The organism is Dellaglioa kimchii (genome assembly GCF_046115505.1).
GTDB classification, from domain to species: Bacteria; Bacillota; Bacilli; order Lactobacillales; family Lactobacillaceae; genus Dellaglioa; species Dellaglioa kimchii.
Genome location: NZ_CP170736.1, coordinates 391,206 through 411,528 on the forward strand (window position 1 = coordinate 391,206; position 20,323 = coordinate 411,528).

The 20,323-nt window shown below is 34.4% G+C and carries 15 protein-coding genes; all 15 read left to right on the top strand.

Features of this window, described 5'->3' with window-relative positions:
* The first annotated feature begins 17 nt into the window (after nt 1–17).
* The gene (locus ACE83Q_RS01905) at nt 18–1,733 is read left to right on the top strand and encodes a proline--tRNA ligase (RefSeq protein WP_409022450.1); all 1,716 of its coding nucleotides are present in this window, start codon (nt 18–20) and stop codon (nt 1,731–1,733) included.
* A gap of 72 nt (nt 1,734–1,805) precedes the next feature.
* On the top strand, nt 1,806–6,149 hold the full coding sequence (locus ACE83Q_RS01910) for a PolC-type DNA polymerase III (RefSeq protein ID WP_409022451.1): 4,344 nt from the start codon (nt 1,806–1,808) through the stop codon (nt 6,147–6,149).
* Between the two features lie 131 nt (nt 6,150–6,280).
* Nucleotides 6,281–6,754 (top strand): ribosome maturation factor RimP, encoded by a 474-nt coding sequence (gene rimP / locus ACE83Q_RS01915; protein WP_409022452.1) that lies wholly within the window; start codon nt 6,281–6,283, stop codon nt 6,752–6,754.
* 29 nt (nt 6,755–6,783) lie between these two features.
* Entirely contained in the window at nt 6,784–7,860 is a 1,077-nt protein-coding gene (gene nusA, locus ACE83Q_RS01920; RefSeq protein WP_409022453.1) for a transcription termination factor NusA, read from the top strand.
* A gap of 43 nt (nt 7,861–7,903) precedes the next feature.
* Nucleotides 7,904–8,203 (top strand): RNase P modulator RnpM, encoded by a 300-nt coding sequence (gene rnpM / locus ACE83Q_RS01925; RefSeq protein WP_409022454.1) that lies wholly within the window; start codon nt 7,904–7,906, stop codon nt 8,201–8,203.
* Entirely contained in the window at nt 8,193–8,498 is a 306-nt protein-coding gene (locus tag ACE83Q_RS01930) for a L7Ae/L30e/S12e/Gadd45 family ribosomal protein (protein WP_409022455.1), read from the top strand. The genes rnpM and ACE83Q_RS01930 overlap by 11 nt, the downstream gene beginning before the upstream one ends.
* A gap of 15 nt (nt 8,499–8,513) precedes the next feature.
* Entirely contained in the window at nt 8,514–10,841 is a 2,328-nt protein-coding gene (gene infB, locus ACE83Q_RS01935; RefSeq protein WP_409022456.1) for a translation initiation factor IF-2, read from the top strand.
* Nucleotides 10,842–10,868: 27 nt separating this feature from the next.
* Nucleotides 10,869–11,222 (top strand): 30S ribosome-binding factor RbfA, encoded by a 354-nt coding sequence (gene rbfA, locus ACE83Q_RS01940; protein ID WP_409022457.1) that lies wholly within the window; start codon nt 10,869–10,871, stop codon nt 11,220–11,222.
* Nucleotides 11,223–11,526: 304 nt separating this feature from the next.
* Nucleotides 11,527–12,432 (top strand): tRNA pseudouridine(55) synthase TruB, encoded by a 906-nt coding sequence (truB, locus tag ACE83Q_RS01945; RefSeq protein WP_409022458.1) that lies wholly within the window; start codon nt 11,527–11,529, stop codon nt 12,430–12,432.
* 16 nt (nt 12,433–12,448) lie between these two features.
* Entirely contained in the window at nt 12,449–13,393 is a 945-nt protein-coding gene (gene ribF, locus ACE83Q_RS01950; RefSeq protein ID WP_409022459.1) for a riboflavin biosynthesis protein RibF, read from the top strand.
* Nucleotides 13,394–13,547: 154 nt separating this feature from the next.
* Nucleotides 13,548–14,591 carry a heat-inducible transcriptional repressor HrcA gene (gene hrcA, locus ACE83Q_RS01955; RefSeq protein WP_409022460.1) on the top strand — a complete coding sequence of 348 codons (1,044 nt, stop codon included), beginning with the start codon at nt 13,548–13,550 and terminating at the stop codon, nt 14,589–14,591.
* 17 nt (nt 14,592–14,608) lie between these two features.
* The gene (grpE, locus tag ACE83Q_RS01960) at nt 14,609–15,205 is read left to right on the top strand and encodes a nucleotide exchange factor GrpE (RefSeq protein WP_409022461.1); all 597 of its coding nucleotides are present in this window, start codon (nt 14,609–14,611) and stop codon (nt 15,203–15,205) included.
* Nucleotides 15,206–15,230: 25 nt separating this feature from the next.
* On the top strand, nt 15,231–17,066 hold the full coding sequence (gene dnaK, locus ACE83Q_RS01965; RefSeq protein WP_409022462.1) for a molecular chaperone DnaK: 1,836 nt from the start codon (nt 15,231–15,233) through the stop codon (nt 17,064–17,066).
* A 125-nt stretch (nt 17,067–17,191) separates the two neighbouring features.
* Nucleotides 17,192–18,331, top strand: coding sequence for a molecular chaperone DnaJ (gene dnaJ / locus ACE83Q_RS01970; protein WP_409022463.1), 1,140 nt, complete (start codon nt 17,192–17,194; stop codon nt 18,329–18,331).
* A gap of 122 nt (nt 18,332–18,453) precedes the next feature.
* A complete protein-coding gene (gene lepA / locus ACE83Q_RS01975; RefSeq protein WP_409022464.1) occupies nt 18,454–20,295 on the top strand; it encodes a translation elongation factor 4 in 1,842 nt (613 codons plus the stop codon).
* Nucleotides 20,296–20,323 lie beyond the last annotated feature (28 nt).

The window sequence follows — 20,323 nt, forward strand, 5'->3', positions numbered from 1 at the left end:
AAGGAGAATAAAATAGTATGAAACAATCACAATTATTAATACCAACAATGAAGGAAGTTCCAAGCGATGCTGAGGTTATCAGTCATCAAATGATGTTACGAGCTGGATATATTCGACAAGTTTCTGCCGGGATGTACAGTTATTTACCATTAGCTTTCTCCGTTATTAGAAAAATCGAAACAATTATTCGCGAAGAAATGGAAGCAATTGGAGCGGTTGAAATGCTTGTACCTGCCGTTATTCCTGCTGAATTATGGGAAGAAACAGGTCGTTATGAAACCTATGGTGATACACTTTTTAAATTAAAAGATCGACATGATAGAAAATTTATTTTAGGACCAACTCATGAAGAAACATTTACTTCTTTAATTCGCGATGAAATCAAATCATATAAAAAATTACCACTGACAATGTTCCAAATACAACAAAAATATCGTGATGAAAATAGACCTCGGTTTGGTATCTTAAGAGGCCGTGAATTTTTAATGAAAGATGCTTATTCATTCCATGCGGATGAAGAAAGTTTAAATGATACTTATCAAAAAATGAATCGTGCATATCAAAATATTTTTGAACGCTGTGGTCTTAATTTTAGAAGTATTATTGGTGATGCAGGTGCAATGGGCGGTAATGATTCAAAAGAATTTATGGCAATTTCTGATATTGGTGAAGATACGATCGTTTATTCTGATAAGAGCGATTATGCAGCTAATTTAGAAATGGCAAAAAGTTTGAAAACATATAAGAATTCACATGAAGCGATTAAAGATATTGAAAAAATTGAAACACCAAATATTAAAACAATTGATGAGTTGGCTAAATTTATTGATACAGCAAGCGAAAATTTAATAAAATCATTATTATTTATGGCTGATGAAAAACCAGTGATGGTTTTAATGCGCGGAAATGATATTTTGAATGAAATTAAATTAAAAAACACATTAGGTGCTGATTTTTTACGTATGGCAACTGATTCAGATGTTACTGAAGTGTTGGGTGCAGAGTTTGGTTCACTTGGACCTGTTGGTGTTACAGAAGACGTAACAATTGTTGCCGACGAAGGAATTAAGGGAATGATAAATGCGGTCGTTGGTGCAAATACGACTGGTTCTCATTTATTGAACGCAAATATTGATCGTGATTACCGAGTAGATAAATTTGTAGATTTACGTTTGGCTCAAGAAGGTGAAACTTCACCTGAAGGAGAAGGCGAATTGAAATTTACTAAGGGGATTGAAATTGGTCATATCTTCAAAATTGGAACACGATATTCTGAGGCATTGGGCGCTAATATCTTAGATGATAATGGTCGCGAAAAGCCTGTGATATTAGGTTGTTATGGAATCGGCGTTAGTCGTTTACTTGCAGCAATTGCAGAGCAACAAGCTGATGAAAATGGCTTAGTATGGCCTAGAAGTATTGCACCATACGATGTTCATGTAATTCCAATTAATGCTAAAAATGATGAACAAATGGCTCTAGCTAATGAAATTGACAAAAAAATGACTGAAAATGGTTACAAAGTATTGCTTGATGATCGTAAAGAACGTGCAGGTGTTAAATTTGCTGATTCAGATTTAATTGGATTACCTGTTCGAATTACAGTTGGTAAGAAAGCTGCTGATGGTATCGTTGAAGTGAAGTTACGTAGAAATGGTGAAACGATTGAAGTAACGAAAGACGAATTAGAGAGCTCTATCTCAATTTTATTAAAAGAAGAAAATCAAAACTAGTTAAAGAAGATTGAGTTCAAAAGAAAATTTTGACTCAGTCTCTTTTTCATTTTTAGAAAAGGAGTCAATCATTTGTCGCTTAATAATAAAGAATTATTCAATAAACTATTAGAACAAATTAATTTTCAATCAAGTGACCAACAAGATAGTGAAATATTGGATTCAATTGAAATTTCAACCGTAACTGTTCATGAAAAGTCAAAACAATGGGAATTTAAACTAGTGGCCCCTAAAATTCTGCCATTTTCATTATTTAGTGACTTAGAAAATAAAATTGCAATTACATTTAAAGATATTGCAAAAACAAAAATAACTGTTCAAGTTGAGCAACCTGAATTAACAAACCAACTTTTAGGCGATTATTGGACATGGGCAGTTAAAAATAGTGAAGCTAATTCTTCGCTAGTACAAGAACTTTTTCATGGGAACGTCCCTTATCTTGATGATAGACGAGTGATGTTAATGGCTGAAAATGAAATTGTAAAAACGTTCTTAACAGGTCAAGCATTAGGACCAATTGAAACTGCGTATCAAATGGTCGGATTTCCACAGATAAATATTAATACATTATTAGATGAATCAAAATCACAAGAAAAAATAGAAGAAATTAGACAGCGAAAAGAATCTCAAGATGCCATAATGATGCAGAAGGCAACAGAAACTATTCAGAAACAAAATGAAAAGAAAAAGACTGATTCTCAAACTGTGATTAATGGACCTGTTCAAATGGGTAAAAAGATTAGTACAAAAGAGCCTGCAAAACGGATGGTTGAAATCATTGAAGAGGAACGCTCAGTTATTATTGAGGGATATATTTTCTCTAAGGAAATCCGGACGCTTAAGTCTGAAAGACAATTAATGATCATTAAAATGACGGATTATAGTTCATCCATGACCGTAAAAAAATTCTCTCGTAATGAAGATGACGAAGCGATGTTTGCTGCTATTCAAGAAAAAGAATGGGTCAGAGTTCGTGGTGCAGTACAAGAAGATAATTTTATGCGAGACCTAGTGGTGAATGCTTACGATATTAATCAAGTCGACCACCCAAGCCGTCAAGAAACAGCTCCAGATGATGAACGACGTGTTGAATTACATTTACACTCAAATATGAGTCAAATGGATGCCACAAATTCAATTACGGATTATGTACAGCAAGCCAGTAAATGGGGACAAAAAGCAATTGCGATTACGGATCATTCTACCTTACAAAGTTTTCCTGAGGCTCATTCTGCTGGAAAGAAAAATAATATTAAAATTTTGTACGGTGTTGAGGCTAACGTTGTTGATGATGGTATTCCAATTGCTTTTAATGATAAGGATGTAAATCTAGAAGAAGCCACTTATGTTACTTTTGATACGGAAACAACGGGTTTATCTGCTCGATTTGATAAAGTTATTGAATTAGCTGCTGTTAAAATGACAAAGGGAAATGTCATTGAAGAATTTGATGAATTTATTGATCCAGGACATCATTTATCTGAAACAACAACTAATTTAACCTCAATTACGGATGAAATGGTTCATGGATCAAAATCTGAAGAAGAAGTTTTTAAATTATTTAGAGAATTTTCAGAAGGTAGTATTCTAGTTGCCCATAATGCTAGTTTTGATATTGGCTTTATGAATACTGGATATGAACGTCATGGCATGGAACCTATGCAAAATCCAATCATTGATACGTTAACGTTAGCAAGATTTTTACATCCCGAATTAAAAGGGTTTAGATTAAATACACTTGCCAAAAAATTCAATGTTAACTTGGAACATCATCATCGCGCTATTTATGATGCTGAGACAACTGGTCTTTTGTGTAATATCTTTATTAAAGATGCTAAAGAACGATTTGAAATAACGTCACATGTTCAATTGAATGATCATATGGGTGAGCATGATGCTTACAAACAAGCGCGTCCATTCCATGTTACGTTACTTGCGACAACTCAAGCCGGACTTAAAAATATGTTTAAATTAGTTTCAACTTCGATGATAGATTATTTTTATCGGATGCCCCGCATCCCTCGAAGTGAGTTAAATAAATATCGTGAAGGTATTATTGTTGGTTCTGCTTGTGACTCAGGCGAAGTATTTACAGCAATGATGCAAAAAGGTATGGAAGAGGCTAAAGAAAAGGCTAAGTTTTATGATTACTTAGAAATTCAGCCTAAAGCATTATATGAACCTCTAATCCATCAAGAATTAATTAAGGATAATCAAAATTTAGAGGAAATTTTACAAAATATGGTTGATTTAGGACACGAAATGGATATGCCGGTTGTTGCGACTGGAGATGTTCATTATATGAACCCTGAAGATAGTATTTATCGTAAAATTCTTGTTAATTCAATGGGTGGTGCTAATCCGTTAAATCGTTCTATTTTACCTGATGCACATTTTAGAACAACGAATGAAATGTTGGAAGGGTTCCAATTTTTAGGTACGGATGTTGCTAAAGAAATAGTTGTTACAAATACGAATTTAATCGCTAATATGATTGATGATGACATTTCTCCAGTTAAAGATCGATTATATGCACCGAAAATTGATGGCTCTGAAGAAGAAATTAAACAATTAACCTATAATCGCGCTCATGAACTTTATGGAGAAGAGTTACCTGAAACTGTGGTTAAACGTCTTGATAAAGAATTAACAAGTATCATTGATAATGAATTTTCAGTTATTTATTTAATTTCACAAAAATTAGTTCATAAATCTAACAAAGATGGTTATTTAGTAGGGTCCCGTGGATCTGTTGGGTCAAGTCTTGTTGCAACAATGACTGGAATAACAGAAATTAATCCATTACCACCCCATTATCGATGCCCTAAATGTAAATATACACATTTTTATGAAAAAGGTGAATATGGGTCTGGATTTGATTTACCAGACCAAGACTGTCCAAAATGTGGTACACCATTGGACAAAGATGGACATGATATTCCATTTGAAACTTTCCTTGGATTTTATGGTGATAAAGTTCCTGATATTGATTTGAATTTTTCGGGTGATTATCAAGCAATTGCGCATAATTATACGAAAGTTTTATTTGGGGAAGATTATGTTTTCCGTGCAGGAACAATTGGTACTGTTGCGGATAAAACGGCTTATGGTTATGTTAAGGGTTATGAACGTGATACTGGAGCAACGTTTAGAAATGCGGAGATAGATCGACTTGCTAAAGGGTCAACTGGCGTTAAACGGACGACCGGTCAACATCCTGGTGGTATCTTAGTTGTCCCTAACTATATGGATGTTTATGATTTTTCACCTATCCAGTATCCAGCAGATGACTCAACTTCTGAATGGAAAACAACCCATTTTGATTTCCATTCTATTCACGATAATATCTTGAAATTAGATATTTTGGGTCATGATGATCCAACCATGATTAGAATGTTACAAGATTTATCAGGAGTTGACCCAAAAACAATCCCTACGGATGATAAAGGCGTTATGCAAATATTCCAAGGGCCTGAAATACTTGGCGTTACTAGCGACGAAATCTTCTCAAAAACAGGTACATTAGGTATTCCAGAATTCGGAACGAGATTTGTTCGAGGGATGCTAGAAGAAACAAAACCTAAAACATTTGCTGAACTATTAAAAATTTCTGGTCTATCGCATGGTACAGATGTGTGGTTGGGAAATGCTGAAGAACTTATTTCTAATGGAACAATCACGATGCCAGAAGTTATTGGCTGTCGTGATGATATCATGATGGGACTTATTCACATGGGTATGGAAGCCGGTAGCGCTTTTAATATCATGGAAGGTGTTCGAAAAGGAAAAGGTATCTCAGATGATTATCAAACTGAGATGAAAGCAGCAAAAATTCCAGATTGGTATATCGGGGCATGTTTAAAAATCAAGTATATGTTCCCTAAGGCACATGCTGCTGCGTATATTTTGATGGCCTTACGAATTGCTTACTATAAAGTTTATTTTCCAATGTTATATTACTGTGCTTATTTCAGTGTTAGAGCAGATGATTTTGATTTAGTCGCAATGTCGCACGGTAAAGATGCAGTGAAAAAAGCAATGAAAGATATTAATGATAAAGGGATGGATGCATCAACAAAAGAGAAAAATTTGTTGACGGTCCTTGAATTAAGTAATGAAATGCTTGAACGTGGCTTCCAATTTGGAATGATTGATTTGGATAAATCAGATGATTCCAATTGGATAATTGATGGTGATAAGTTAATCGCACCATTTAGAGCTGTACCAGGTCTTGGTAATAACGTTGCTAAGCAAATTATTGCTGCTCGTGAGGAACGCCCATTTTTATCTAAAGAAGATTTAGCTAAACGTGGTAAAGTTTCTAAGTCATTAATTGAGTATATGACTGAAAATAATGTTTTAAAAGCATTACCAGATGAAAATCAACTATCTATTTTTGATGATGTTTTTTTCTAAAAAGTGAGAACATAGCAGTTTGTTGATGTTTTCAGAAAATTATGCTATATTAAAGAAAGTATTTTGATATCTTGTTTGAGTGAGCAGCGATGCTCACTCTTTTTATTGGGAAAATGTAAGGAGGGTAACGTGTGAGTACTGTTATAGAGACTGTCACAGAGCTAGTTCAACCAATTGTTGATGAACAGAATATTGAATTGGTGGACATTGAATTTGTTAAAGAAGGCCCAAGTTGGTTTTTAAGAGTTTACATTGATAAACCTGAAGGCATTAAAATCGAAGAGTGTGTTGCTGTTAGTGATATTTTAAGTGAAAAATTAGATGAGATTAATCCTGATCCAATTCCACAAGCTTACTTTTTAGAGGTTTCATCACCTGGTGCTGAAAGACCTTTGAAAAAGGAAAAAGATTATGAAAGAGCTTTGAATGAATACGTTAATATTTCACTATATGAACCTATTAATAACGCTAAAATTTTTCAAGGTACCTTAACGGAATTAACAGCTGATGAATTAACAGTTGTTTATATGGACAAAACGCGTAAGAGAACGATCGTTATTCCTCGTCAAAAAATAGCTAAGGCGCGCTTAGCTATCAAATTTTAAGTAGCTTTTTATAAAGGAGTAAATTAAAGATGAGTAAAGAACTATTAAGTGCACTTACAGTGTTAGAAGAAGAAAAAGGTATTAAAAAAGAAGTTATTATTGATGCCATTGAAGCAGCATTAGTTTCTGCATACAAGCGTCATTACAATCAAGCACAAAATGTTGAAGTAGAGTTTGATTCAAAAAAAGGTAATATTACAGTTTATGCGGTTAAAGAAGTAGTCGAAGAAGTCTTTGATTCACGTCTTGAAGTTAGTTTGCAAGATGCTTTAGAGATTAATAAAGCATATGAAGTTGGCGATTCAATTCGATTTGAAGTTACACCTAAGGATTTTGGACGAATTGCTGCACAAACTGCTAAACAAGTTATCATGCAACGTGTTCGTGAAGCTGAACGTAGTATTGTTTATGATCAATATATTCAATATGAAAATGAAATCGTTAGCGGTGAAGTAGAACGTCATGATAATCGTTATATTTATGTTAATTTAGGTAAAGTGGAAGCTGTTTTAGCTAAGATTGATCAAATTCCTGGTGAAAGTTTTAATCCACATGATCGAATTAAAGTTTATATCACAAAAGTTGAGAATGCTGCTAAAGGCCCTCAAGTTTTTGTTAGTCGTTCACATCCTGACTTGCTAAAACGATTATTTGAACAAGAAGTTCCTGAAATATATGACGGAACAGTTGAAATTGTATCAATTGCTCGTGAAGCAGGTGACCGTGCTAAGGTAGCTGTTCGTTCGAATAATCCAGATATCGATGCTGTTGGTACTTGTGTTGGTCCTAAAGGACAACGTGTACAAACTATTGTTAATGAATTAAAAGGCGAAAATATGGATATTGTTGAATGGAATGAAGATCCTGCAAAATACATTGCTAATGCTTTGAATCCTGCAGAAGTTGTCAATGTTGTCTTTAATCCAGAAAATGATCATGCTTGTACTGTAGTTGTGCCAGATCACCAATTGTCATTAGCAATTGGTAAAAAAGGTCAAAATGCACGATTAGCTGCAAAATTAACAACGTTTAAAATTGATATTAAATCTGAATCTGATATGGTTAACAGTAGTGAAGAAAAAGAAGTTTCTGAAACAAACAAATAAGCCGATTAAAACTGATCGGTAATTGATTTGGAGGCAAATTAAAGTGATTAATCGTAAAATTCCAATGCGTAAAGATATCGTTACGGGTGAAATGAAACCTAAAAAAGAACTTGTTCGTGTTGTTAAGAATAAAGAAAATGAAGTATCTTTAGATCCAACTGGCAAGAAACCAGGGCGTGGCGCATATATTTTTCTTGATGTAGATGTGGCTAAGCAGGCTCAAAAAGAAAGAACATTCAATAAAGCATTCGGTATTAAGATTGACGAATCATTTTATGAAGAACTTGTCGAATATGTTGACCATCAGGTAGCTAGACGAGAATTATTTAAAGATGAAAAATAGTCAAAAATTCTTACAAATGCTAGGTTTGACCAGACGCGCAGGTATGTTGGTGACTGGTGAAGGACTAGTATTGAATGCTGTTAGGAAGAATAAAGCTAAATTGGTTATTCTTTCTGAAGATTGTGGACAAGCGACTTTAAAAAAAGTAACAGATAAGTGCAACAGCTATAATGTTAAATTATATGTTGGATTTTCAAAAGCCAGTTTAAGTGAGGCCGTTGGACAACAGCGCACAGTGTATGCTATTACCGATAAAGGTTTTAGCAGAAGGATGTGTGACTTAATGGATATATAGAAGGAGCATGCAAATATGGGAAAAAAAAGAATTTATGAATTAGCTAAAGAGCTAGAATTAAATACTAAAGATATTATTGATTTTGCAACGACAAAAGGTTTTGATGTTAAAAATCATATGTCAACTATTGGTGAAAATGAAGAACGTCAGATTCGCGATAAATTTAAAAAGGGTGCTGCTAAAGTAGTTGCTGCAAAGAAAATGGTTGAAAAAACTGTATCTAATGCAACACCAAAAAAACCAGTAGCAAAACCTGTTGCAAATAAACCAGCACAACCTGCTAAAACAACGAATAGTAAACCCGTTGCTCAAAAATCATCGCAGGTAGCTTCAAAACCAGTAGCAAGAACAACTAACGCTGCACCAAAGACAACAAATGAAAAGCCAGCAAATCGTCCTCAAAATAGTACACAATCAAGTGCTAGAACTGCTAATAATGGTAATGCTAATCAGCAAGGACGTTCGAGATTTAATAATAATAACCGTTATGGGAATAATCCTTATAACAAACGTAACAGAAATAAGAAAAACCGTCGTTCAACGACACCAAAACCACCTGTATCACCCAGAAAAGATAAACCATTACCAGAAATCTTATATTACAATGCTGCAACTAATGTTGCTGAAATTGCTAAAAAGATTCATCGTGAACCAGCAGAAATTATTAAAAAATTATTTATGTTAGGCGTAATGGTTAACCAAAATCAAACACTCGATACAGATACAATTGAAATTTTAGCAGCAGAATATGGTATTAAATCAGAAGCTAAAATCGATGTAGATGTTGCTGATATTGATAAAATGTTTGATGCAGAAATTAAAAATGAAGATAATCTTGTTTCAAGACCACCAGTTGTTACAATCATGGGACATGTTGACCATGGTAAGACAACCTTACTTGATAAATTACGTCATACACATGTTACTGATGGTGAAGCTGGTGGTATTACACAACATATTGGTGCTTACCAAGTAAAACATGATAATAAAACAATTACTTTCTTAGATACACCTGGACATGCTGCATTTACAAATATGCGTGCTCGTGGTGCCGATATTACTGATATTACTGTTTTAGTTGTTGCTGCTGATGATGGGGTTATGCCTCAAACAATTGAAGCCATTAATCATTCTAAAGCAGCCAATGTACCTATTATTGTTGCTGTTAATAAAATGGATAAGCCCGGTGCTAATCCTGCTCATGTTACAGAACAATTGGCTGAATATGAATTAATTCCTGAAAGTTGGGGTGGTGATACTATTTTCGTTGAAATTTCAGCGAAAACAGGCACAAACCTTGATGAATTATTAGAAATGATTTTACTTGAAGCCGAAGTTCTTGAATTACAAGCAAATCCAAAACAAAAGGGTATTGGATCTGTTATTGAAGCTCGTCTTGATAAAGGCCGTGGAACAGTTGCTTCATTACTTGTTCAACAAGGTACGTTAAAAGTTGGTGATCCAATTGTTGTTGGTAATAGTTTCGGACGTGTCCGTACTATGACAAATGATAAAGGCCGTCAAGTTAATAAAGCTAAACCTGCTACACCAGTAGAAATTACTGGTTTGAATGATGTTCCTGGTGCTGGTGATCGTTTCGTTGTCTTTGATGATGAAAAAACTGCTCGTGCAGCTGGTGAAGAACGTGCTAAACGTGCTTTAACAAAAGAACGTGGAAATGTTACGCATGTAACACTTGATAACTTGTTTGATTCACTTAAAGAAGGCGAATTAAAAGAAGTTGCTGTTATTATTAAGGCAGATGTTCAAGGTTCAGTTGAAGCTCTTGCAGGAAGTTTGAAGAAGATTGATGTTGAAGGTGTTCGAGTTAATATCATTCATCAAGCTGCTGGTGCAATTACTGAAAGTGATGTCACTTTAGCAGAAGCAAGTAATGCTATTATTATTGGTTTTAATGTTCGTCCAACACCTCAAGCTAAACTTCAAGCACAATCTGACGAAGTTGATATTCGCTTACATCGTGTTATTTATAACGCAATTGAAGAAATTGAAACGGCTATGAAGGGAATGCTTGAACCAGTCTTTGAAGAAAAAATAACTGGGCAAGTTGAAATTCGTGAAACGTATAAAGTTACGAAAGTTGGAACAATTGGTGGTGCTTACGTCACTGAAGGTTACATCGAAAGAGATAGCGGCGTTCGTTTAATTCGTGATGGTATTGTTATTTATGAAGGTAAATTAGCAAGCTTGAAACGCTTTAAAGATGACGCTAAAATTGTTAAACAAGGTTTCGAATGTGGTGTCATGATTGAAAAATACAATGACATTAGAGAGGGCGACCAAATTGAAGCCTACGTTATGGAAGAAGTTCCAGTTAAATAATTCATAACAACTATAGGAGGATATAAAATGACACAACATTACCGTGTAGGTCGTTTATCACAAGAAATTCAAAAAGAAGTTAATGATATTCTTTTAAAACGAGTGAGAGATCCTCGAGTTGAAGGTGTCACAATTACAGGTGTTAATGTAACTGGTGATTTACAGCAGGCGACAATTTACTATAGTATTTTGTCAAATATGGCATCAGATGCACAAAAAACACAACGTGGTCTAGAAAAAGCTTCTGGATTAATTCGTGGTGAACTTGGATCAAGATTATCAATTTATAAAACACCAGAATTGGTTTTTGTAAGAGATGAGTCAGTTCAATATGGTGATAAAATTGATCAATTACTTAAAAAGATAGATTCTGAATATTAAAATAAAATCCTGACACCGTTGATTATTCTGTTTAAATTGTTGTTGATGGATAATATATATAAAGGCCTAATCCTTAGCGATTAGGCCTTTTTTGTTTCTTCATCAATGGAAATATTATAATATAATGTATCTTTTATTTTTAATATACTTCAATAGATAATTTGATATTAATAATTTTTGTATTTTAGATAACAGATAGTTATCTCTTAAATAGAACTTTTAATATTTATATAAATTAGAATCGGTATCCCTTGTTTTACTGATTATGATATACTGTTAAAAGTATATTAACGGAGGTAAGACAATGGACGGAATTATTCCACTATTCAAAGAGCGTGGTATGACTAGTCACGATTGTGTTTTTAAGTGTCGTGGTATTTTTCAAACAAAAAAAGTTGGTCATTCAGGTACGCTTGATCCAAATGTTGATGGTGTTCTACCTATTTGTATTGGTAAAGCGACAAAAACAGTAAACTATTTGATGAATTCTGGCAAAGTATATGCGGGTGAAATAACACTTGGTTTCTCTACAGAAACTGAAGATTTAGATGGCGAAATAATCGAAGAAAAAGAGATTATAGATCCTTTCACATCGGAAGAAATTGATGATGTTATGAACCAGATGACAGGTACAATGATTCAAATTCCACCAATGTTCTCAGCTGTTAAAGTAAACGGACGTCGCTTATATGATTACGCTCGTAAAGGTGAAACAGTGAAACGTCCAGAAAGACAAATAACGGTGACTTCATTTATTCAAACGAAAGCTACAGAATATGATTTAGAAAATAAAAGGCAAAAAATTTATTTTGAAGTTGCATGTGGAAAAGGGACCTATGTTAGGACGCTAGCTGTTGATCTCGGGAAAAAATTAGGTGTACCTGCAGTTATGTCTGACCTGACTAGACTGGAAAGCGGCGGTTTTAGAATTGATAAGGCGTTTACCCTGGACCAATTAAATGAGGCTAAAGTCAATGGGACGTTAGAATCGTTGTTATATCCAATTGATACAGCGCTAACATCATTCAAAAGGTATGAATTAACCACTGAACAGTGGCTTATTGTCCAAAATGGGGGATTTTTAGCAATTGATTCGTTTAATAATGAGCCAACAGTTGCCCTAGTTTATGAAAATAAAATTAGATGTTTATACAGATTGAATAGTGAAAAAAATCGTTACCAGTCTGAGACAATGTTTGATTTAGGATAAAGGAAGATATTGGAACATGAAAGTTATTTATTTAACTGAACCGTATAACCCTAACGAAATTAGTAATGATTCTATTTCACTTGCTATGGGTTTTTTTGACGGTGTTCATTTAGGACATCAAAAAGTAATACAAGAAGCTAAGCAAAAAGCCAACGAAAAAAATATTAAACTTGCAGTAATGACATTTGATAAGCATCCGTCAGTACAATTTCAAAAAGCACCCGAACAAAGTGTAAAATATTTAACGTCTATGGAAAAAAAAATATTATTAATGAAGCAATTGGGCGTTGATATTTTTTATATTTTAACGCTAAATAATAGTTTAGCAAAAATGGAACCACAAGATTTTGTCGATAAATATATGGTTGCATTGCATGCAAAGGTAGTAGTTGCAGGATTTGATTATACGTATGGTAAAAAAGATATTGCAAATATGGATACACTACCTTTATATGCTAAACAAAAATTTGAAATTATTACTGTGCCTGAATTAGCGACGAATCATCAAAAAATAAGTTCATCTCGAATTAGAATGGAAATTGATAACGGACATATTAGCGATGTTAATAAGTTATTGGGCTATAAATATGAAACACTTGGTAAAGTTGTTCACGGTGAAGCTAGAGGTAGAGAACTTGGCTTTCCAACATTAAATTTAGAATTCAATGAACACATTCGAATTCCAGGACCCGGAATATATGTGACTAGCGTTCAGGTTGGTGATGTCTGGTATCGTGGGATGGCATCTATTGGCTACAACGTAACGTTTGGAAAAAATCGTGAATTAACGGTCGAAATAAATTTATTTGATTTCAACGAGATGATTTATGGCCAAATTGTTACGGTTCAATGGTTAGCATATTTGAGAAGTGAAGTTAAATTTGAAGGTATTCCTGGATTAATTACGCAATTAAATAAAGATAAAAAAAATACTAATACTTATTTTGACCAACACATATAAGTATTGGTTTAATGGCTGACTAAATAGGATATATTTAGTCAGCCATTTTCTTTAAAAAAGTGAGTGCATTCCTTGACAATAATCTCAACATTTAGTATATTAATAGTTGTCTTAGCACTCCATTGTGTTAAGTGCTAAAAAGAGGTGATTGATCATGCTAACAGAAAGACAAATGTTAGTGTTAGAAGCAATTGTCAGAGTGTATACAGAGGTTGGTCAACCTGTTGGTTCTAAATCGGTCGTTGATTTTTTACCAATGCATGTAAGTTCAGCAACTATCAGAAATGAAATGGTGACATTGGAAAATAATGGGTTAATTAAAAAAACACATTCTTCTTCTGGTAGAATTCCTTCATTTTTAGGTTATCGATATTATGTTGATCACATTGTTAAACCCGGCGTTGTTCCAGCAGCGGAATTAGCGAATATTCAAAATTCTCTTGGTGTTCATTTTCAAAAGATTGATGAAATATTTGCAGAATCAACTAAGATTCTTTCGGACTTAACAAATTATACAGCGATTTCTTTACGACCTGAAACAATGGAAAGTCGTCTCGAAGGTTTTCGATTAGTACCATTAGGAAATCATCGAATTATGGCTATTCTTGTGATGAGTAGTGGCGTTGTTGAGAATCAGACATTCAGTATTCCTAAATCGATTAACGGCTCAGATTTAGAAGCCGTAACAAGGTTGTTGAATGACCAATTAATTGGGTTGTCATTAGCTGAAATTTCTAAGAAGCTAAGAACAAGTATCCCAGTTATGTTGGTTAATTATATGCGTAGGCCAGCTGGTATTTTAGATATTTTTGGTAATATTTTAAAGCAGGCAGCACGTGAACAAGTTTTTGTTGGCGGTAAATCTAATATATTAGATTTTGCTACCGATAGTAACGTGGATGAATTAAAATCATTATATGATTTAGTAGACACATCAAACAACAAGAATATTGGTGAATTAATTGGAATTCAAGGTAAACCTATTCAAATTAAAATTGGTGAGGAATTAACGAACCAATTACTTGATAATTATAGTCTTATATCAGCTAGTTATGATGTTAGTGACCATGGTCAAGGGGTTATCGCATTATTGGGTCCTACAAATATGCCATATTCAAAAATGATTGGTTTATTAGATGCATTTAGTGATGAGCTTGCTAAAAAATTATTAGACTATTATCAACAATTTGATAAATAAGAAAAGGGGTGTTGTGTGTGGTTAAAGATGCCAAAGAAGATTTAGTTGAAGAAGATGTTACACAAGAGCAACATCAGTCTAGTGAAGCAACTAATCAAAATGAGAAAAAAAGTTCTGTTACTGATAAAGTAAAAGAAAAATTTAGTAAAAAGCCTTCTGATGCAGATAAATTAGTTGAGTTACAAGCTAATTTAGATACGATGGAAGATAAATATTTACGAGCAGAAGCCGAAATGGCAAATATGAATACGCGCTTTAAGAAAGAACAAGAACAACTCTTAAAGTATAGCGGGCAATCATTAGCTAAAGATGTTCTACCAGTTATCGATAATTTGGAACGAGCATTGGCAATTGAGGTTGACACTGAGAGTGGCGAACAACTTAAAAAAGGGATTGAATTAGTTTATAAAGATGCACAAAAAGCATTAACTAATAATGACGTTATAGAAATTGCAACTGATGACGTTACTTTTGATCCAAATGTTCACCAAGCAGTTCAAACAGTTCCAGCTTCTGATGATCAAAAAGCAGATACAATTGTTCAAGTCCTTCAAAAAGGATATAAATTAAAAGATAGAGTGTTACGTCCAGCAATGGTCGTTGTCGCTCAATAATAATATAAGAAGAGGTAGATAAATTATGGCAAAAATTATAGGAATTGATTTAGGAACAACTAACTCAGCTGTTGCTGTGTTAGAAGGTAAAGAAGCAAAAATTATTACAAACCCAGAAGGAAATCGTACAACACCATCTGTTGTTTCATTTAAAGATGGCGAAACTCAAGTTGGTGAAGTTGCTAAACGCCAAGCAATCACAAACCCTGATACTGTTGCATCAATTAAACGCCACATGGGAGAAGAAGGCTACAAAGTAGATATTCAAGGAAAATCATACACACCACAAGAAGTTTCTGCTATGATTTTACAATACATCAAAGAATATTCTGAAGCTTACTTAGGCGAATCAGTAACACAAGCTGTTATTACAGTTCCTGCTTACTTTAATGATTCACAACGTCAAGCTACAAAAGATGCTGGTAAAATTGCCGGTTTAGAAGTTGAACGTATTGTTAACGAACCTACTGCTGCTGCTTTAGCATATGGTCTTGAAAATACTGAAAAAGATGAAAAAATCCTTGTATTTGATTTAGGTGGTGGTACATTTGATGTTTCTATCCTTGAATTAGGTGATGGTGTCTTTGAAGTACTATCAACAAACGGTGATACCAAACTTGGTGGAGATGATTTTGATCAAAAAATCATGGACTGGTTAGTTGAGACCTTCAAAAAAGAAAATGGTATTGACTTATCAAAAGATAAAATGGCAATGCAACGTCTTAAAGATGCTGCTGAAAAAGCTAAAAAAGATGTATCAGGTGTTACTAGTGCACAAATTAGCTTACCATTTATTACTGCTGGTGCTGCTGGACCTTTACATTTAGAAGCAACATTATCACGTGCAAAATTTGATAATCTAACACAAGACTTAGTTGAACGTACACGTATTCCAGTTCAAAATGCTTTAAAAGATGCTGGATTAACAAATGCTGATATTGATCAAGTTATCTTGGTTGGTGGTTCAACACGTATTCCAGCTGTCCAAGCATTAGTTGAAAAAGAAACAGATCACAAACCTAACCAATCAGTTAACCCTGATGAAGCTGTTGCACTTGGTGCTGCAATTCAAGGTGGTGTCATTACTGGTGATGTTAAGGATGTTGTTTTACTTGATGTAACACCACTTTCATTGGGTATTGAAACAATGGGTAGTGTCTTTACTAAGTTAATTGACCGTAATACAACGATCCCAACAAGCAAGTCACAAACGTTCTCAACAGCTGCAGATAACCAACCTGCCGTTGATATCCATGTCTTACAAGGTGAACGTCCAATGGCTACTGATAATAAAACATTAGGCCGTTTCCAATTAAATGATATTCCTGCTGCACCTCGTGGAATCCCTCAAATTGAAGTTAAATTTGATATTGATAAAAATGGTATTGTTAACGTTTCTGCTAAAGATTTAGGCACAAACAAAGAACAAAAAATTACAATCAAGAGTTCAGGTGGTCTTGCAGAAGACGAAATCGAACGCATGGTTAATGAAGCTAAAGAAAACGAAGAAGCAGATAAGGCACGTAAAGAAGAAGTTGATTTGAAGAATGAAGTTGATCAATTATTATTCTCAGTTGATAAAACTTTGGAAGAATTAAAAGGTAAAGTAACTGAAGAAGAAATTAAATCTGCTGAAGATGCTCGTGATGCTTTGAAGAAAGCTCAAGAAGATAACAATGTTGAAGATATGAAAGTTAAGAAAGATGAATTGAATAAAATTGTTCAAGACTTAACTGTTAAATTGTATCAACAAGCACAAGAAACTCAAGGTGAAGCTGGTGCTGAAGGCACGGCTAAAGACCCTAAAGATGAAACTGTCGATGGTGACTTCGAAGAAGTTAACCCTGAAGATAAGAAGTAATCTTTACTAAATTTTGAGTGTGATAGAAAGTCAAAGGCCTTTGGGACTTTGGCTTTTTATTTCAGGTTAGACATGTTATCCTATTTAGAGCAATAAAAACCAAAAAGGTTATTCGGAGGTACGGAATGGCAGAGAACAAAGATCCATATAATGTACTTGGTGTGACTAAGGATTCGTCACCTGAAGAAATAAAAAAAGCATATCGTAAGTTATCTAAACAATATCATCCGGATATTAATAAGGATGCTGGTGCCGAAGATAAATTTAAAGAAATCACTGAAGCATATGAAACAGTTGGTGATCCACAAAAGAAAGCTGAATACGATCAATATGGTTCAGCTGGGTCTCAAGGTGGTGCTTACCGAGGATTTGGTGGTCAAGGACAACAAGGTGGATTTGGCGGCGGTGGATTTGAAGATATTTTCAGTTCATTTTTCGGCGGTGGTGGTGCTTCCCAAGATCCAACCGCTCCACGAGCAGGTCGTGATTTGCAATACGAGATGACATTGACATTTAATGAAGGTGTTTTTGGTAAAGAATCAACAATTAAATACAATCGTAAAAGTCTATGTGCTACTTGTTCTGGTTCTGGAGCAAAACCTGGAACTTCTCCAATTACATGTCATAAATGTGGTGGTCGAGGTACTATCCAAGTTGAGCGTCGTACGCCACTTGGAAACATGATGACTGAACAAGAATGTGATGTTTGTCATGGTACTGGTAAAGAAATTAAAGAAAAATGTGATACATGTCATGGATCAGGCCATATTGATGAAAGACATGAAGTTAAAGTAACTGTCCCTGCTGGCGTTGAAGATGGACAACAGATGCGTCTTCAAGGACAAGGTGAATCTGGTGAAAACAGTGGACCTTATGGAGATTTATACATTATCTTTAGAGTTCAGGCCAGTGGCACATTTGACCGTGAAGGTCCTGATATTTACATTGATGTTCCAATTAGCTTTGTCCAAGCTGCATTGGGTGACGAAGTAACGGTTCCAACCGTTCATGGAGATGTAAAAATGAAGATTCCCGCTGGAACACAGACGGGAACGACTTTCAGATTACGTGATAAGGGTGCGCCTAAATTACATGGTAAGGGTAATGGTGATCAAGAAGTGACGGTTAATATTGAAACACCTCGTAATCTTAAAAAAGAACAAAAAGATGCTTTGAAAGAATTTGCTACAGCTAGCGGTAAAAACGTTGTTGGCGAAGGTAATTTATTTGATAAGTTAAAAGATCAATTTAAAAATAAGAAATAAAGTTAAAAATAGAATCGTCTTCTAAGATGATTCTATTTTTTTGTATGCGAACTGTAATTGTGTTTAGTAGCGTTGATTGTTATAATCAGAAGAGATAGAAACAAGAAAGTAGGACGCTATTAATGGATTTTGAAGAAATGCAAGATAGACAAAAACATATTCGAAACTTTTCGATTGTAGCACATATTGATCATGGAAAATCCACACTTGCGGATCGTATCCTCGAGATGACTGATACAGTTACTAAACGTGAGATGCAAAATCAATTACTCGATTCGATGGATCTTGAACGAGAACGTGGAATTACAATTAAATTAAATGCGGTTGAATTACATTATCTTGCTAAAGATGGTGAAACATATATCTTTCATTTAATTGATACACCAGGACATGTTGATTTCACTTATGAAGTTTCAAGGAGTTTGGCGGCATGTGAAGGTGCTGTACTTGTTGTAGACGCTGCTCAAGGTGTTGAAGCACAGACACTCGCAAACGTTTATTTAGCGATTGATGATGATTTGGAGATTTTACCAGTTATTAATAAAATTGACTTACCATCTGCTAATGTTGAAATGGTAAAAAAAGAAATTGAAGATGTTATCGGATTAGATGCCTCTGATGCCGTTCTGGCAAGTGCTAAAAATGGTATTGGTATTGAAGATATGCTGGAACAGATTGTAACGAAAATTCCTGCACCAAATGGTGATTTAAAAAAACCATTGAAAGCTTTAATTTTTGATTCAATCTATGATAGTTACCGTGGCGTTGTTTTGAGCATTCGGGTGGTTGACGGTGTTGTAAAACCTGGCGACACAATTGAATTAATGAATAGTAAGAAAAAATATGAAGTGACTGAAGTTGGGGTGATGTCACCCAAAGCAGTTAATCGTGATTTTTTAATGGCCGGAGATGTTGGGTATGTTACAGCGGCAATTAAAGATATTCGAGATACACGAGTTGGTGATACAGTAACTTCAGCTGATAATCCAGCAACTGAAGCACTAGATGGTTACCGTGCAATTAATCCTATGGTTTATTGTGGGTTATATCCCGTAGATAATTCAAAATATAATGAATTACGTGAGGCACTTGAAAGATTACAATTAAATGATGCTGCTTTACAGTTTGAACCAGAAACGTCACAAGCACTAGGATTTGGGTTCCGTTGTGGATTTTTAGGGTTATTACACATGGATGTTGTCCAAGAGCGGTTAGAACGTGAATCTGGGTTAGATTTGATTACAACGGCACCATCTGTAATTTATCATGTTGATTTAACTGATGGTGAGAAAATAATTGTTTCTAATCCTTCTGAAATGCCAGAACCATCATCAATTAAGCAAATTAACGAACCTTATGTGAAAGCAAGTATTATGGTACCTAATGAATATGTTGGAGCAGTCATGGAACTTTGTCAAAAAAAACGTGGTGTTTTTGAGACGATGGATTACTTAGATGAATTCCGTGTAAATATTATTTATCATATGCCTTTATCAGAAATTATCTTTGATTTCTTTGATAAATTAAAATCTAATACACGTGGATATGCATCCCTGGATTATGAAGAAGAGGGTTACCGTCCAAGTGATTTAATTAAAGTTGATATCTTGTTGAATGGTGAAGCAGTTGATGCATTGAGTTTTATTGTTCATCGTGATTTTTCTTTTGAACGTGGAAAAGGTATCGTTAATAAATTAAGATCATTAATTCCGCGTCAAATGTTTGAAATTCCAGTTCAAGCTGCTGCTGGCCAAAAAATTATTGCAAGAACAAATATTAAAGCATACCGTAAAGATGTTACAGCTAAATTGTATGGTGGAGATCGAACACGCCGTATGAAACTTTTGGAAAAACAAAAAGCTGGTAAGAAACGAATGAAACAAGTTGGTAATGTTGAGATTCCACAAGAAGCATTTATGGCAGTCTTGAAAATTGATGAAGATGAAGAATCTAAGAAAAAATAAGTAAAAACGACAACCGGAAAAGTCTGGT

What these genes read in the sequence shown, in the direction of transcription:
- dnaK (WP_409022462.1), top strand. Translation starts at nt 15,231, where the DNA reads ATGGCAAAAATTATAGGAATTGATTTAGGAACAACTAACTCAGCTGTT.
- rbfA (WP_409022457.1), top strand. Translation starts at nt 10,869, where the DNA reads ATGACACAACATTACCGTGTAGGTCGTTTATCACAAGAAATTCAAAAA.
- hrcA (WP_409022460.1), top strand. Translation starts at nt 13,548, where the DNA reads ATGCTAACAGAAAGACAAATGTTAGTGTTAGAAGCAATTGTCAGAGTG.
- ACE83Q_RS01930 (WP_409022455.1), top strand. Translation starts at nt 8,193, where the DNA reads ATGAAAAATAGTCAAAAATTCTTACAAATGCTAGGTTTGACCAGACGC.
- ACE83Q_RS01905 (WP_409022450.1), top strand. Translation starts at nt 18, where the DNA reads ATGAAACAATCACAATTATTAATACCAACAATGAAGGAAGTTCCAAGC.
- lepA (WP_409022464.1), top strand. Translation starts at nt 18,454, where the DNA reads ATGGATTTTGAAGAAATGCAAGATAGACAAAAACATATTCGAAACTTT.
- dnaJ (WP_409022463.1), top strand. Translation starts at nt 17,192, where the DNA reads ATGGCAGAGAACAAAGATCCATATAATGTACTTGGTGTGACTAAGGAT.
- infB (WP_409022456.1), top strand. Translation starts at nt 8,514, where the DNA reads ATGGGAAAAAAAAGAATTTATGAATTAGCTAAAGAGCTAGAATTAAAT.
- truB (WP_409022458.1), top strand. Translation starts at nt 11,527, where the DNA reads ATGGACGGAATTATTCCACTATTCAAAGAGCGTGGTATGACTAGTCAC.
- nusA (WP_409022453.1), top strand. Translation starts at nt 6,784, where the DNA reads ATGAGTAAAGAACTATTAAGTGCACTTACAGTGTTAGAAGAAGAAAAA.
- ribF (WP_409022459.1), top strand. Translation starts at nt 12,449, where the DNA reads ATGAAAGTTATTTATTTAACTGAACCGTATAACCCTAACGAAATTAGT.